At 48.0% G+C, this 13,585-nt stretch carries 14 protein-coding genes and 3 pseudogenes; 8 read left to right on the top strand and 9 right to left on the bottom strand.

Annotation, left to right across the window (positions count from 1 at the left end; genetic code table 11):
- Positions 1-5: 5 nt before the first annotated feature.
- Complete coding sequence (locus tag AC3EMD_RS27525; protein WP_004132711.1) at positions 6-239, bottom strand: hypothetical protein; 234 nt, start codon at positions 237-239, stop codon at positions 6-8.
- Positions 240-332: 93 nt separating this feature from the next.
- Between AC3EMD_RS27525 and AC3EMD_RS27520 the strand changes: the two genes are divergently transcribed.
- The 3 genes from AC3EMD_RS27520 (at position 333) to lpxP (ending at position 2,032) form a co-directional block, all read left to right on the top strand.
- Complete coding sequence (locus tag AC3EMD_RS27520; protein WP_071885096.1) at positions 333-569, top strand: YnfU family zinc-binding protein; 237 nt, start codon at positions 333-335, stop codon at positions 567-569.
- Positions 570-648: 79 nt separating this feature from the next.
- Complete coding sequence (locus AC3EMD_RS27515; RefSeq protein WP_171842335.1) at positions 649-921, top strand: hypothetical protein; 273 nt, start codon at positions 649-651, stop codon at positions 919-921.
- A 202-nt stretch (positions 922-1,123) separates the two neighbouring features.
- Positions 1,124-2,032, top strand: a complete 909-nt coding sequence (lpxP, locus tag AC3EMD_RS27510; protein WP_302074213.1) for a kdo(2)-lipid IV(A) palmitoleoyltransferase — start codon at positions 1,124-1,126, stop codon at positions 2,030-2,032.
- A 233-nt stretch (positions 2,033-2,265) separates the two neighbouring features.
- On the opposite strand, the gene AC3EMD_RS27505 is transcribed toward lpxP, so the two are convergent.
- From AC3EMD_RS27505 to AC3EMD_RS27495, 3 genes are all read right to left on the bottom strand, one after another.
- Entirely contained in the window at positions 2,266-3,645 is a 1,380-nt protein-coding gene (locus tag AC3EMD_RS27505) for an ISNCY family transposase (protein ID WP_371331122.1), read from the bottom strand.
- 236 nt (positions 3,646-3,881) lie between these two features.
- A complete protein-coding gene (locus AC3EMD_RS27500) occupies positions 3,882-4,364 on the bottom strand; it encodes a GNAT family N-acetyltransferase (RefSeq protein WP_302074211.1) in 483 nt (160 codons plus the stop codon).
- Positions 4,352-4,618, bottom strand: coding sequence for a type II toxin-antitoxin system TacA family antitoxin (locus tag AC3EMD_RS27495; protein WP_049095044.1), 267 nt, complete (start codon positions 4,616-4,618; stop codon positions 4,352-4,354). Before AC3EMD_RS27495 ends, AC3EMD_RS27500 begins: the two co-directional genes overlap by 13 nt.
- 269 nt (positions 4,619-4,887) lie before the next feature.
- Between AC3EMD_RS27495 and AC3EMD_RS27490 the strand changes: the two genes are divergently transcribed.
- Together AC3EMD_RS27490 and AC3EMD_RS27485 are read left to right on the top strand one after the other, a co-directional pair.
- Positions 4,888-5,790, top strand: coding sequence for a DUF6685 family protein (locus tag AC3EMD_RS27490; RefSeq protein ID WP_302074210.1), 903 nt, complete (start codon positions 4,888-4,890; stop codon positions 5,788-5,790).
- Positions 5,791-5,944: 154 nt separating this feature from the next.
- Positions 5,945-6,232, top strand: coding sequence for a chorismate mutase (locus AC3EMD_RS27485; RefSeq protein WP_075205832.1), 288 nt, complete (start codon positions 5,945-5,947; stop codon positions 6,230-6,232).
- Between the two features lie 102 nt (positions 6,233-6,334).
- Here the strand turns inward: AC3EMD_RS27485 and AC3EMD_RS27480 are convergent.
- Together AC3EMD_RS27480 and AC3EMD_RS27475 are read right to left on the bottom strand one after the other, a co-directional pair.
- Positions 6,335-6,565 (bottom strand): annotated as a pseudogene (locus AC3EMD_RS27480) (DNA-binding protein); the annotation flags it as partial.
- A gap of 261 nt (positions 6,566-6,826) precedes the next feature.
- Positions 6,827-7,006: pseudogene (locus AC3EMD_RS27475) on the bottom strand (VapC toxin family PIN domain ribonuclease); the annotation flags it as partial.
- A gap of 169 nt (positions 7,007-7,175) precedes the next feature.
- Between AC3EMD_RS27475 and AC3EMD_RS27470 the strand changes: the two are divergent.
- Positions 7,176-7,372 (top strand): annotated as a pseudogene (locus AC3EMD_RS27470) (IS481 family transposase); the annotation flags it as partial.
- Between the two features lie 149 nt (positions 7,373-7,521).
- The gene (locus AC3EMD_RS27465) at positions 7,522-7,806 is read left to right on the top strand and encodes a hypothetical protein (protein WP_065426098.1); all 285 of its coding nucleotides are present in this window, start codon (positions 7,522-7,524) and stop codon (positions 7,804-7,806) included.
- Between the two features lie 113 nt (positions 7,807-7,919).
- On the opposite strand, the gene AC3EMD_RS27460 is transcribed toward AC3EMD_RS27465, so the two are convergent.
- Positions 7,920-8,411 carry a hypothetical protein gene (locus AC3EMD_RS27460; RefSeq protein WP_302074209.1) on the bottom strand — a complete coding sequence of 164 codons (492 nt, stop codon included), beginning with the start codon at positions 8,409-8,411 and terminating at the stop codon, positions 7,920-7,922.
- A gap of 1,131 nt (positions 8,412-9,542) precedes the next feature.
- Positions 9,543-10,283 (bottom strand): DUF4145 domain-containing protein, encoded by a 741-nt coding sequence (locus AC3EMD_RS27455; RefSeq protein ID WP_049155604.1) that lies wholly within the window; start codon positions 10,281-10,283, stop codon positions 9,543-9,545.
- 768 nt (positions 10,284-11,051) lie between these two features.
- Here AC3EMD_RS27455 and AC3EMD_RS27450 point away from each other — a divergent pair.
- Entirely contained in the window at positions 11,052-11,792 is a 741-nt protein-coding gene (locus AC3EMD_RS27450) for a tyrosine-type recombinase/integrase (protein WP_001515717.1), read from the top strand.
- Between the two features lie 782 nt (positions 11,793-12,574).
- Here AC3EMD_RS27450 and AC3EMD_RS27445 read toward each other — a convergent pair.
- Positions 12,575-13,585 (bottom strand): RepB family plasmid replication initiator protein (locus AC3EMD_RS27445; protein WP_032740675.1); only part of this gene is annotated, 1,011 nt, incomplete at its 5' end.

The following is a 13,585-nucleotide window of genomic DNA, read 5'->3' as shown; positions in this document are numbered from 1 at the left end:
GTGCATTAACGTCTGCCGTTAATGCGCTGATTATCCCTGAGAACATCAATCGCAGTCTGCATGGCGATTTTGTCATCCCGCCTTTTTTGTTTGTCCTGCATGACCTGAAGGTATTCCAGCAAGGTGCGGGTATTAATCGGTCGGCCCTGTTTACCCACAGCCAGCACGGCTTCGCCAAGAATAATTTTCACAGGCGGTAGTTGTGCCGGATACCAGTCAAGGGTGTCTTCTGATTTCATCTTAAATTTCTCACGGAAGGGTAGTGTATCATAAATCAGACGTTCAATTTTCAATATCTGATATACTGATTCAGACACAACTTAACATAACTTATGCCAGTTATTTTTATATTAAAGCGTATAATAATTACTGTATTCCTCAGAGAATTATTTATGTCTTATACAAATGGGCTCAGGTATTTTAAAGAAAGACCGGTTCATGTTGCCTGCCCGGCATGCGCACACAGAGCCGATCAGAAAGCAGGTAAACTAAGAAAAGATGCGGTTCTTGAGTGCCCTGCCTGCGGACTGTTGTTCAGACCTTCAGAATGCTGGTGTATCGGCGGCTGATCAGCTTCTGCCACTTAACGTCAGTGATGTCGGGAAATGACAACATTTCTCCTGTACTGCAGTTGTCGAGGGTATGATAATGAAATCTAAAAAAACTGTTTTTATTGAAGGACATATCCTGTCAAACAGCTGTCACGGGCAGGCCGGTCAACTTTTCTGTATTCACCGGGTCAGGTTTAGTAATGGTAAATATGCGATTATACGGGTGGCATCCGGGATATGTTTCAAACCAGGCGAAATTATTCAACGAAACGATTGTGAGTGGTTTTATAAATTTACCAAAATTCGGCTTCTTTCTTTTGAGTACCTTGATGATGATGAATCAAGAAGACAATTTCTTGAGTATCAATGATAAAACATGGATTTATAACAGAATAACTTTGCTGGCTTACAATTCATTCCTGACTCTTTAAATTCTTTACTAGTCATTGCAAAGTTATTTTTCTGAATTTAGATGGCTTTAAATTGTCTAAAACAAAAAATGTATCGCTCAAGACGAATTGCTTCATTGTTTTCCTTTTGCGTTATAACCTTCATTAGCATTAAGGAAATTTATGGCACAGACTTTTACTCATAATTTACTCCATCCCCGCTACTGGCTTACCTGGACTGGTTTGGGTCTGCTGTGGCTTCTCGTTCAGCTTCCTTACCCGGTTTTACATATTCTGGGCTCTGGTCTTGGAAAAATATCCAGACCCTTCCTGAAACGCCGGGAAGGGATTGCGAGTAGAAATATCGAACTGTGCTTTCCCGAGATGACACCGTTTGCCCGGAGCCAGATGGTCAATAAAAACTTTGTTTCTCTCGGGCTGGGACTGATGGAAACAGGAATGGCCTGGTTCTGGAGCGATGCGAGAGTCAAAAAATGGTTTGATGTCGAAGGGCTTGAAAACCTGACCGGTGCGACCAGAGGGGTAATGGTTGTCGGGATACATTTTATGTCCCTTGAATTGTGTGGAAGAGTAATGGGGTTATGCCATCCTATGATGGCAACGTATCGTCCACACAATAATCCATTAATGGAATGGGTACAGACAAAAGGGCGTATGCGTTCAAATAAGGCGATGATTAATCGACGTAATTTATCCGGTTTTGTTCATGCGCTAAAAGCTGGTGAAGCCGTGTGGTTTGCACCAGACCAGGATTATGGGTCTAAGGGAAGCGTTTTTGCACCTTTTTTCTCGGTAAAAAAAGCAGCCACGACGAACGGAACGTATGCTCTGTCAAAACTCGCTGGTGCAGACTTGCTCACACTTAGCATGATTCGACGTAGCGATAAAAAAGGTTATCACATGTATATCAGCAATCCGCTGTCAGGCTATCCAGGGGAGGACAAGGTCGCCGCAGCGGCTTATATGAACAAGATCATCGAGCGTGAAATTCTCCGTGCCCCTGAGCAATACCTGTGGATGCATCGCAGGTTCAAAACGCGTCCTGAAGGCGAAGTCTCTTTATACAAATGAACCACTCAACTTGTCATGAGCCAGAATCTATCTTTCTTGCCACTGCGTATTTGTAAAAAATGCGATAAAGAATTTTCGATCGGCTTCATGTTAACGATGGCGTAACTGACAACCAAGGTTAATCAATTGAAACTGTGCGGATTTGAAGGTCCGCTTCTCGCTCAAAGCGGACCTTAAACTCTCTTGCATTGCAGCTCTATGAAGATGGGATTATGTCTGCCATCATCTCCATGTCATTTCCTTGTACCGAAAATCTCGTCAGAACGTGATTGTAATGTTTTCAGCGCATTGAGCATATCGTCTTCGTCCAGAGATCGCTGGGATTTCTTCTCTGTGGGTTTCCTGCTTCGGCGCGAGGGGCCATCTCCGGCAGGGAGAGCCTGTGAACGGTTATTGTCGCGTTTGTCCTGTATCAGTTTGATAAATTCAAGTGTACGCCCGAGGCGCTTGTTGTCCACGATAGCCCACTGGTCGATTTCCTGAAGGCGATCATAGGTGGAGTAGGGAAGGACAACCCCGTTTAGCCGGAGCTCTTTCCGGCCATCCGGGTAATACCAGACCTCAATGTACTTGCCAATAGCCCTTCGGCTTAACTCATTGTCTTCAATCAGATAGAGCACTTTGTCATACTGCACCGTCAGGGATTTTGAAACACGGCGCGGTTCCCGCCATGTGAAAAATGCGGTCAGATCATCATCAGTTTCAAGTGGCCGGTGAACATCAAAGTCATGCCGGGGTGCTTTGCCAAAGCGCCGGTTGTAATCGGTCATAAACTCATCAGCAAAATCATTGGCTGCATCCACTGAGGAAATGCCCCTGAGCCGGAGCTCCTTTACCAGGCGATCCTGAAGCGTCAGATGGGCCCGTTCCACACGGCCTTTGGCTGAGCTGGTATTGGCGCAGATAGTCTGGATGTTCAGTTCGTGCATCGCACGGCCAAACTGGGTATAACCATCGCCACCGGTAGCGTTTTTATTGTTGATTCTGAAGACGCTGGCTTTATCGCTGTACAGCGCCAGGGGTTTGCCATGCTTCTCCAGATAGCCCCGCGTGGCTTCAAAATAGGTGAAAGTCGATTCCGATTTCACGAAACGGAGTTGCATCAGGCGGCTCGTCGCATCATCAACGTAGACCAGGGCAGTACAGGCAGGAGCACGGTTCTCGAACCAGTGATGGTCGCAACCATCAATCTGGATCAGTTCGCCGCAGCAAGCCCGGCGATAGCGTGGCTGCTGAATTTTTGGCGCACGTTGCTTGCGGGGAACCCAGAGCCCGGTTTTTATCATAAGCCGTCTGAGCGTTTCCTTACCAAGAACAATACCGTGATTTTCAGCGAGCTTTTCCCGCGCCAGTGTGGGGCCAAAATCGGCATAGCGTTCACGGATGATATTCAGGGCCTGATCAGTCAATGATGCGGGAAGCAGGCGATTTCCGGTGCGACCACGACTCTGGTTATTCATGCCCAGTGGCCCGGACTGACGATAACGTTTCAGCAGACGGCTGCAATGGCGCGGCGTGATACCGAGCATTTCGGCTGCCTGACCAGGACGCAGGTTGCGGTCGATGACATCCTGAAGGATTTTGAGGCGGTTGATTTCTTTCACGGTGAACATCCCGGTGTCATGTATAGCCACAGAAAACTCCTCATCAGGAAAAGCGAGTTGTTGACTAGGCATACAGGTCTGAGAACTATAGCCTGGACATTCCTTAATGAGCCACAAATAGACATTATCATTGAGCCCCTACAATCAAAGTGCGCATAACAAAGATTATGTTAAATATTGACATAAGAATCATAAATATCAATGCTTTACGTGAGTTTCAGCTACTTTCCCACTCCAGTAACTGGTCATGGAAGCTTAAGAAACAGAGTCCGCTCATGAGTTTGCGATGCCTTAAATCCATGGTGAGCATAGAAACCTTTGGCTTCTTCAGTAAGCGCGTGAACCATTATCGCACGAACGCCAATATTCTCAGCTACGCGATAACAGCGTAGAACCGCATCGTGAAGTAAATCGGCGCCAACCCCTTTTCCGTGGAATGAAACATCTACCGCCAGGCGAGCGAGTATAATCACCGGTATAGGATCTGGCATGTTACGCCGAAGACTACCTGTCGCTTCCGTATGGTTAACGCTACCGGTGGCCAGAGAGTAAAAACCAGCTACTTGCTTCGTACCCGTCTTGCAAACAACGAACGTTCGTGCAGCGCCAAGCGCTTGATTTTTTAAACTTCTCTGTTTTAACCATTCATCAAGTACCGTTTCCCCACTGACGAACTCTGCCAGTTGATGGGCGCTGGATAACGGCTCGGGCGCAGTTATACATCCCACTGAGGTTTCCTTGCCAGTAGTTTATTAATGGCGAGCTCATCCTCGACTGGTGCATCGAGCATATCGATGAACTCTGCATACTGTTCGTCGTTAAAATTGAAAACACGACGATCAAGGATCACGTTCTCCGCAGCCTTGCAGGCCATCTCAAGAATGAAGTCGGTTCGCGATTTATGGAGGATTTCTGCAGCGGCATCGATGAGTGCCCTCTGAGACTCTTTAGCTCTTAAGTTGAGTTGAACATCTGATTTCATACACACCTCTCTTGTATAGCAATTGATATACAAGAATAACACAACACGAACGTATAGCAAATGATATACACACCAAAGTGCCGACAATGCGATTCATGTTAAATATCAATAGGATGAGAGAAAATCTTTAAAGCGAAAAATAAATTTCTCTAAAAGTCAGTTTTAGCCTCCATAGCTTCTTCGGCCTCAAAAATTGTGAGGTAGTCTGGTTGTGGTGGCCAGCAACGACTGTTGGTCAATGGCAACTGAACAGAATTGAGAACATTGATATGATTGATAATGGAATAAGCAGCTCCACACCTCTGTGGCGTAAAATCCTCCAGGCCTGCCAGGATGAATTGCTCGATTCTCTGGGATATCCTTCGACATTGCGCCGTCGACTAAACAATGGGGCCTTGCCGGTAAAGCTGCCGCTAATTGAGGATACCATCTGGCTACGATCTGTTGTGTGCTGGCACACTTGGCTCAATTATGAAAAAAATTGTATTCGCTATCTTCGACCTGGCCATTATGGTGATTATGACTACCTAAAACTCCACATCCCGCAACTGGCCGGGCTGGTCAGCTGCGAGATTACAGAAAATTATCTCTGTGATATTTCTGAAATCGGTGGGATGAGCAGTTCAAAGAATGGTGACAGGCAGTGCCACGGCCTGGAGGATTTTGCACTGCAGTTCTGCCGGGAACTAGCCATACCAGTGAGTAGTGATCATCTGGACAACAATCTGTCACATTCCCAACTACGGTTGAATGAGATGGAATTCAGCAAATTTTCCTGGATGCCGGCACGGATATACTGGAACAACCTGGGTGGTTCACATCATTTTGCTGCTGCCCGGTTCCAGGCTAGCCAGCTGGGTCAGCGGGTTCCTCTGACAGGACGACTAACCTCCTACTGGATTAATCCGCAAAGTGTGAGGCTGCTGACGTCGAAATGGGACCTGTTCCTGATATCGGATAACGTGGTTTATGGTGAATTTAAAGATGCGCTGGCGCGACTCAAATGCCCGTTTGGCGTATCCCATCCCCCTCGATGGAAAGATGGAGAAGAGCAGCGTTTCCGGATTATATGGCTGGAACGTAATCAAACGGTCCCGTCGCGCGTATCGCGAACCCTGGCGCAGGCGGGATTTCCATCAGTAGGCCAGCTGCTGCTCAAACCGGAGCCCTGAGCCTGCGCAAAAGTCCACTTTTATCAGGCTCCCTGTAAAAGGGGCTTTCCTGTGCGATTATCCTCATCCACGGGGACGGGGGAATCTGTTTTGCTTTCCGTTGTGTTTATTATAACATGCCAGTCTATTGTACTAGTTGATAGGATCGTTTTTCGTGGAATATACCTCTATTACTGATGTCAGAAATCATATCGATCAGATAGACAGTGAGCTGGTCAAACTCATAGCTCTGCGTGCTCAATGCGTTAAAGCTGCAGCGGCGTTTAAAACAGATCAGGCATCCGTGCGTGCACCTGACAGAGTACAACAGGTCATCGACCGGGTTCGTGAAAGGGCATCGAATGAAGGCCTTCCGGAAGTCATCATTGAAAAAGTGTATCGCAGCATGATTAGTGCATTTATCGAGTACGAGCTGGAGCAACATAGCCGATTAGTTAAATGATCCCCGGTCTTCCCGTACCGCTCAATACAAGTTGACATTCTCCCCACCCTGAAGGACGGGGCTTAACGGCGCATCTGGTAAAGCTACAAACGAAAATGGCATTCAAGCGTTCAGGTCCGTGCCGTTCTGTTTCTGATATTCACTGATACTCAGATCGGACAAACGAATTTTATCCGAAACCTCCCTGAACTGCTCTTTCCAGCCATTTGTCAGATGTCTTTGTGACGCGATTTTGGAGGCAACGCTGAACGGCGTTCTCCCCTGTTTCTCGGAAAGCCAGAAAAGATGCTTACCAATATCATCATTCGGGACGCCATCGAGCGCATCCAGTAATTCGAAAAGGCCATACTTCATATCGCAAAAGGATGGCCTGTTTCTCCTGTCTTGCTATCTGTGCAAGAATATGGTGGATTTCATTTCGGCGGCGGGACCCATCGCTATCAGGTACTGAAGCGGTCTAGAACACCTCATTTTTACTTTCTGGCTATGCCGGATGACGTATCTGCAATTAATAAGCAGCTTACGGTTCAGTGGATGAGCGGCTAACGCTTTGCGTCAGCGTTGCATGTCTGGCTATGCGGAAAGAAAGTGGCGGCTCGCGGCGAGGCACAGCGACACCCTGGTGCTCATCGTGGCGTCCACTGCGACGCGGTTCCAGGGCTGGATGGCATTAAGGCGCGCGCTGAACGCGTCGACCAGCTGAATATGGCGCGGCGAGACCTTCGGGCCCGTGACGCTGAAGCGCATCTCGGCATACGTCACAGCCGAGACCAGCCGGGGGGTCTCCTTGTTACGGCTTACGCAGTGCCAGATCGCATACAAAGGTTTCGGCTTATCACCCACGAAACCTATCTGGCAAGGTATTCAAAACAGAGTGGATGAGCAGGTGTGTAAGTTCACACAGATATTGCAAATACCTCAGGGCTAATAAGGGGGTTACCTGATGTTGATGCAACATGTCGGAGTAGGCTTTTTTGGGTATTACCGAGCAACTGCTTATGCGATGAAACACTCCCTTATGCCCGAGATTGCGAAGTTAAGAATGAAGGCCCTGAACTTTTCTGGTATAAGCATGGTATCCGTGCCGCAGCTGATGCTTTTGGCGTATCAACACGAACGCTCTACTGGTGGCGCCTGTTGAAGAGCCGGATTCGTACCGATCAGGCAATAGTGCAGTCGCAGGTGGCTTGTCTCCCACTCTATTACTATCAGAAAAGCGCAATGGCTTTAGTTGACTATGGCAAACTTGCACGTGAACTTGAAGAAATTATCAGTAGTGAGGCACCATAATGTCCAGAGAACTTGTCCGACCAAAAATGGAAAAGCCGGAGCGGGCTTCAAAAGCAAGCAGCCTGACTAATATTGCGGCTAAAAAGAAAAATACTACAGGTGAAACGCCCAAAACAATACGTACGACCCCCGCCGAAAAGGTGCTTGCACAGGAGCTGGTCGAACAGATCCAGGCGCTGACACATAAAAATATCGCAGTATCGACGTTGTTGCGCGCAGGGCTCTACCTTGCACAGTCAGCCGGGCCAGAGAAGGTGCTAAAAGCAATTAAGGAAAATATCTAATGTATTACTTACGTAATACATTAGTATTAACTTTATAATATCAGGGGTTGATCTTTATACAATCAACCTCTATTATAGCTGCAGGGTATCGCAAGTACCCTGCATGAATAGGACTACTTTAGCTTACAGATTGCGGCGGATACCAGACATGGCAAAGCAATGCAGAAGAGACCTGCAAGCCAGGCAGTTGGCCCCGCCGCAAACCCAATAGCCCACAACACTGCAGTCACTTTAGCGAATAAAACGGCATGTATGGTTTGCTCTACCAGACCCGCAAGCACGCCCACGGAGATACTTTTTTTACTCAGGATTGAAGACCCGCACCAACTTGTAATCATACAGGCAAGCGCAATGCAAAATGCACCAGCTGACCAGGTTGCAAGCCCAGCGCCAAATCCAATAGCCTGAAGTACCCCAATAGCCCAGGTTACGAGTTCCTGATGGATAGATTGCTCCACCAGACCAACAAGCGATCCGATACAGATTTCTTGTTTATTGAGGCCAAATAATCCACGGCGTTTCTTACGGGGGGGGTCTTGATTTCCATAATGCGTGACGTCCGGACCAGAGATGATTAGAGCTTGAAAATAATTTTTTGTAGACATAGCAGTCTCCTTGGTTAGTTATTGAGTTATTTCCCCGAGTTACAGCATTCAAAGTTTTCATTTAGAAACCTTTCAGATTGTTAAAAAATGGTTGGCAGTAATAGCCACGTGATACTTCTTCATTAGTTGTCAGTTCATTTCATTTCCTTATTCGCGAAGCCCGAAAGCTGTTTTTTGGGTATACGAATCCATCTCCGCAGTAGCGGAATAAAGAATTGCGTCATTTGCTTCGGGCACAAAAAAAGCAGGCCCGTGCGCACCGGTGCCTGCTGTCTTGGCTTAGCTAAGCTTAGCCAACAGAACAGGGAACCGGATAGTATTTTTTCATCTGGGGGTTGCCCTGGCCTCTGTCGGCCACATGACAGTATTCTCTGTCATGTTCAGAATAAGGTTATCCTACCCTGAAATAAGCATTTTTGTCAATAGTCAACATGTATTTTCAGTTATTATCTTTCTATTTTGCCGCTTTCTCTGTTGCGTCAACGATTATCTCGTGCTAAGTACAACCTCCCGCTATCTCTTACGATGAGAATCTCCCCTCGCAGCTGCGTTGCTTGGCACAATGGGTCAGGCCTGTGCTTCTGTTACCATTTCCGGCGAAAACCAGAGTAATGGAGTAAACCAGATCAGTGGTGCTGATAATATTTAACTGAAGTGCAGATATCGCAATATGCCGGAACCGGCACGTAATGCACCCGGCTGCGGCCTGATATTCACCATCAGGCGAAATAAGAAGACAACAGAATCACTGTTGAGTGGGGTGTGCATCATTTTCTATTATGATGCCAGAAGGCCTGATGGAAGTCAAAATATATTTCATCGAAGGGTTGACGCATGTGCAGAAATAGTACATAAAAAAAATCTGGAAAATTTTCTCTTATTTAAGTAATGCCTGATAGTTAGACATTCGTTATGTTGAGTTTATTTGTTGTACTTATTGCATAACATATATGTATATAAGTATGCCGAACTAATATTGTACTGATGACTATATTGCAGATAAGTATGTTGTCCGGTTAAAAAACATTCCTTCAGTTTCATTAGTCAGGATAGTTCTACAGCTTCTGAACTATCCTGACTTCCAGTGTACTGCTACCGCAACCTAGTGGCAGGTCAGTAATGTCGGCTTCCTTACTGATTTCCGAACTTGCGATGTAGTCGTCTGGTGAGAACGTCAATCGACTCCTTACGCCCGGAAAAGAGGTCATTCACGACATACTCCATTATCTCGAATGCCGCTTCGATATCGCCGGTGGTCACTTCATCATAGGTATGACTGCCGGCGTTACCCAGGAATTTAATGGCCATCAGCGTGTTCTTATAGGGGGTATATTGCCCGTCAAGAAGTTCAATACGTTGATGAAGGTTAATGCGTTTCTGTCTATCGTTATGTTCAGGAATATCAATCGCCGTCAGCATTCTCTCAACAGCTATTCTGATCAAATTGGCCGCAGATCCTGGCTGGCTGAGATAGGCGGAAAAAGACGCCGTTAGAGGAGCGGTAATCTCATCGGGACATTTTTCGGGGAGTGCAAATGGATGCAACGTCGGAACAAAGCTCATTGGTTCATACCAGGGAACATAATCACGATTTCGCATTTCATCGTCCCAATCCTCCTCCCAGCCTCCCTTACCAATACAGACAACCACTTCATCGCAGTTTGCCCGGGAACAGTGCGCCATGCAGCTGAATACCGTCTCATCCATATAAGGTTCAAACCAATCCTCATTCTGAATTTGTCGACTTTCCAGCAGTGACTTAGCGTGGAAAGTCTCTTTATCAATAATCAGTGTTTTCTGGGCACATGCCGGACATGGCCATTCCACATTCAGGCTCGCGAAAAATCTAGACGAAATTTTATGAACAGACATTTACTTGGACTCCGAAGGTAATAGTGATGAGATCTGAATCAGATCTTCAAATTTAGTGAAACCCTGCTTTCACCATAATCCATTAGCCGTTTTTGAAAAAGAGCAATGACACTCAATGACCGACATGTCGGATAAACGGGTGTGCTTACACTTACTCTTTTTTTTCCTTCTGGCGAACCAACAAACAGCCCGTTTATAGAGAGATTCTGCAGACGACAAAAGGATTAATCCCTGAAATTGCACTGAATTGTCACCTGAAGTTGTGCAGGACAAGCCAGGTTACTCTTACAAGGGATACCATCGTAATTTAAAAAACACCTAAGACCTAAACGACAGCTAAGTACATAGTGCCGGACGGATCATGATTTTTTATTTAACTTACGGACTTCATTTTTCAGCAAATATCTTTTCTCTTCTGTTGTAAACTTATGAAAGCGTTACGCGAAATCCCGCAAGGTTACAGGGGTGTACCAGGCCGGAAATCGCGTAGCGCTCTCTTCTCTTCTGTTTCCTGCCTAACATGTACATCCTGGCATTACTCCAATTCTCCCAAAAACCGTAAAACGGCCCTCAGCCCGCGTCATGACTGGCTTCATGGAGGATCTGAGCAGAAAAAGGATCCTTTACGTATTTGGTTTTTCCCGCAATAATGCGGGTTAAGCAAACAAAAGGATCCGCGTGCTGCGATTTATTGTCATGGCAGGATCTGCCGTTTCAGGCCAGAATAACGGCATCCAAACCCGTCGTGCGCTACGTGAAAAATAACTCATGAACAGCATCATTCCCCTGCAGAATTCACCAGAACGCGTCTCCCTGCTGCCGATCGCCCCGGGCGTTGATTTTGCGACCGCGGTGGCACTCCGGCGGATGGCCACCTCAACAGGGGCCACGCCGGCTTACCTCCTGGCGCCGGAAGTGAGCGCCCTCCTATGGTATATGCCGGACCAGCGTCACCATATGCTGTTCGCCACCATGTGGAATACCGGGATCCGTATCGGCGAAGCCCGGACGCTCACCCCGGAATCCTTCGACCTGGATGGTCTGCGCCCTTTTGTTCGGGTGCTGTCGGAAAAAGTGCGGGCACGTCGTGGCCGGCCGCCAAAAGATGAAGTGCGTCTGGTACCGCTGACGGATGCCAGTTTTGTGCGTCAGATGGAAAGCTGGATGGTCACCACCCGCCCCCGCCGGCGTGAGCCGTTATGGCCGGTCACGGATGAGACAATGCGCAACTGGCTGAAACAGGCGGTGAAGCGGGCTGAAGCTGACGGCGTGCATTTTTCGATTCCGGTAACGCCGCATACTTTCCGGCACAGCTATATCATGCACATGCTTTATCACCGGCAGCCCAGGAAGGTCATCCAGGCGCTGGCCGGGCATAAGGATCCGCGCTCGATGGAAGTCTATACCCGGGTATTTGCGCTGGACATGGCAGCCACCCTGGCCGTTCCCTTTACCGGTGACGGTCGAGATGCTGCGGAGATCCTTCGTTCCCTGCCACCCGCCGGCTGAGATTGTCGGGCAGGCGGCCGGAGCTTTTGCCGCTACGTGAAAGGACTCGCTCCGCTCCCGGGTGAGGCTCAACGTGCCGGACGCATAAGCGTGACGCTTATCCGGTATGACCCGGACATCATTTCTGTTCGGGTCTGGGCTAATACCGCATCCAGTCCCCCCTCACCTTCATATCGCACCATGACATCATCCGCATTAAGCAGGCCCGGTCTTCAGGTGATCAACTGACATCTTCATACCGCAGACAATAAAAATTACTGTGATCCGGATATCAGCAGGAGTCCTGAGCGAGCAGGTTACAGTGTAAATACCTGAGGGGCCTTTCAAACCCGGCAAGCCTGGTCGTTATTCAGTACGAACATATCGTCAGTGACTGCGTCCCGGGGCGGTTCTGACAGCCATGGGCTTTCTCTTTACGATTGCAGGCGGACCGCGGGTACGACAGGATTAGCGAACTTCGGAGGACTGGTTTTAGCGGCAATACGGGGATCAATGCTTTGCTGAGCAGTTTCATTCAGTGCGGACCGGGGATGTACTCAAATATTGACTGTGGGATGCAGTCATATGGAGAGTACTCAGCTGGCCGGGTAACATCCCCGTCAAACTTACATACCGCAGTCAATATCAGCATACTCTGGCCAGAAATAACATACTTCAGTCAATATTGTCCGTTATTCACATGCAGGAAAGAGAGCGAATATTGACTGTGGTATGCGTGATGCATATCACAGTCAATAACTAATCGCTTATGCATACGGCAGTCATGGTAATGCGTATCGCAGTCAATTTTCCGGCTTCATCGCCGAGAGCGCTTCAGCAAGTTTCTGAGGATCGATGCCTGCAGCCTTCAGTGCCTTAATGACTTCGTCATAATTCTGCTCCGGCGCCTGCTCCTCTTCCTCCCTGCGCGGTACCTTCACCGTCCCACTGATGAGTTTGGGATTGCGATAATGCACACTGAAGTAAGTCGCCCGGCCACGTTTAAACTCGGTGTAATCCAGATAGCCGATATCCCGTAGCTGCTCCATCGCCTTTCGGACCGTGTGGTTCTGCGTATAGACATTTGAGGTGAGATTCAGCCTGTCCCGCATACGTTTCATGGAGATAGGCGCGGGATTCTGGGGAAGGCTCTCGATGTAGGTATACAGTGCCTGGGCCGATTCCTTCCGCTGCAGGGCGTCAATCGCTTTCAGCCGAAGCAGTACCCGCCTGTCCATGTGGTAAAGCTCAAAGAGCTTGGGTTCAGCCTTGATCTCCACGATATCCTCGTTGATGTCATAATAGGCTGACTGCACCAGATGGGTGGTCCATCCTTTCGTCTCGCTCTGGAATTTCAGAGTAACCGAGGCGAGTTTAAACAGAGAATTACTGATGCGATCGCGCATTTTCTTGTTTGAGCGCCGGGAGTCAAATCCACACATCTTAACGAATTCAACGAACGACAGTTCCAGGGTGTCACTTTTTACCCCATACTCTGACATCGAGCGAATGATGCCGAGCCAGACTTTAAAATCCGTGTCCATATCAAGACGCGAGCCGGTGATCTTAACGTCGGTGTACCCTTCGCTTTTAGCAATGGACAGTTGTACAAGCTCCTCAGTGGCATCTGTGACGTTTTTCCGGTTCGCCTTACTCCTGGAGGTTGATTTCAGGGTTGGAACGAAGAGACCGAGCCTCATGAGCGCTACCGGCTGCACAGTACTGGTACTGTTGACATCCAGCTTAACAACTTCACCGGTTGTCTTGTCCACTTCCTGAAGATTGAGAGGTAAGCTGTTATTTTCGCTCGTCAT

The organism is Klebsiella sp. PK18 (assembly GCF_057784655.1).
This window is presented reverse-complemented; position numbering and strand designations above follow the sequence as displayed.

Excerpts from the sequence above, each read along its gene's own strand:
- AC3EMD_RS27525 (WP_004132711.1), bottom strand. The coding sequence starts at position 239 with ATGAAATCAGAAGACACCCTTGACTGGTATCCGGCACAACTACCGCCT.
- AC3EMD_RS27520 (WP_071885096.1), top strand. The coding sequence starts at position 333 with ATGCCAGTTATTTTTATATTAAAGCGTATAATAATTACTGTATTCCTC.
- AC3EMD_RS27515 (WP_171842335.1), top strand. The coding sequence starts at position 649 with ATGAAATCTAAAAAAACTGTTTTTATTGAAGGACATATCCTGTCAAAC.
- lpxP (WP_302074213.1), top strand. The coding sequence starts at position 1,124 with ATGGCACAGACTTTTACTCATAATTTACTCCATCCCCGCTACTGGCTT.
- AC3EMD_RS27505 (WP_371331122.1), bottom strand. The coding sequence starts at position 3,645 with ATGTTCACCGTGAAAGAAATCAACCGCCTCAAAATCCTTCAGGATGTC.
- AC3EMD_RS27495 (WP_049095044.1), bottom strand. The coding sequence starts at position 4,618 with ATGAAATCAGATGTTCAACTCAACTTAAGAGCTAAAGAGTCTCAGAGG.
- AC3EMD_RS27490 (WP_302074210.1), top strand. The coding sequence starts at position 4,888 with ATGATTGATAATGGAATAAGCAGCTCCACACCTCTGTGGCGTAAAATC.
- AC3EMD_RS27465 (WP_065426098.1), top strand. The coding sequence starts at position 7,522 with ATGTCCAGAGAACTTGTCCGACCAAAAATGGAAAAGCCGGAGCGGGCT.
- AC3EMD_RS27460 (WP_302074209.1), bottom strand. The coding sequence starts at position 8,411 with ATGTCTACAAAAAATTATTTTCAAGCTCTAATCATCTCTGGTCCGGAC.
- AC3EMD_RS27455 (WP_049155604.1), bottom strand. The coding sequence starts at position 10,283 with ATGTCTGTTCATAAAATTTCGTCTAGATTTTTCGCGAGCCTGAATGTG.
- AC3EMD_RS27450 (WP_001515717.1), top strand. The coding sequence starts at position 11,052 with ATGAACAGCATCATTCCCCTGCAGAATTCACCAGAACGCGTCTCCCTG.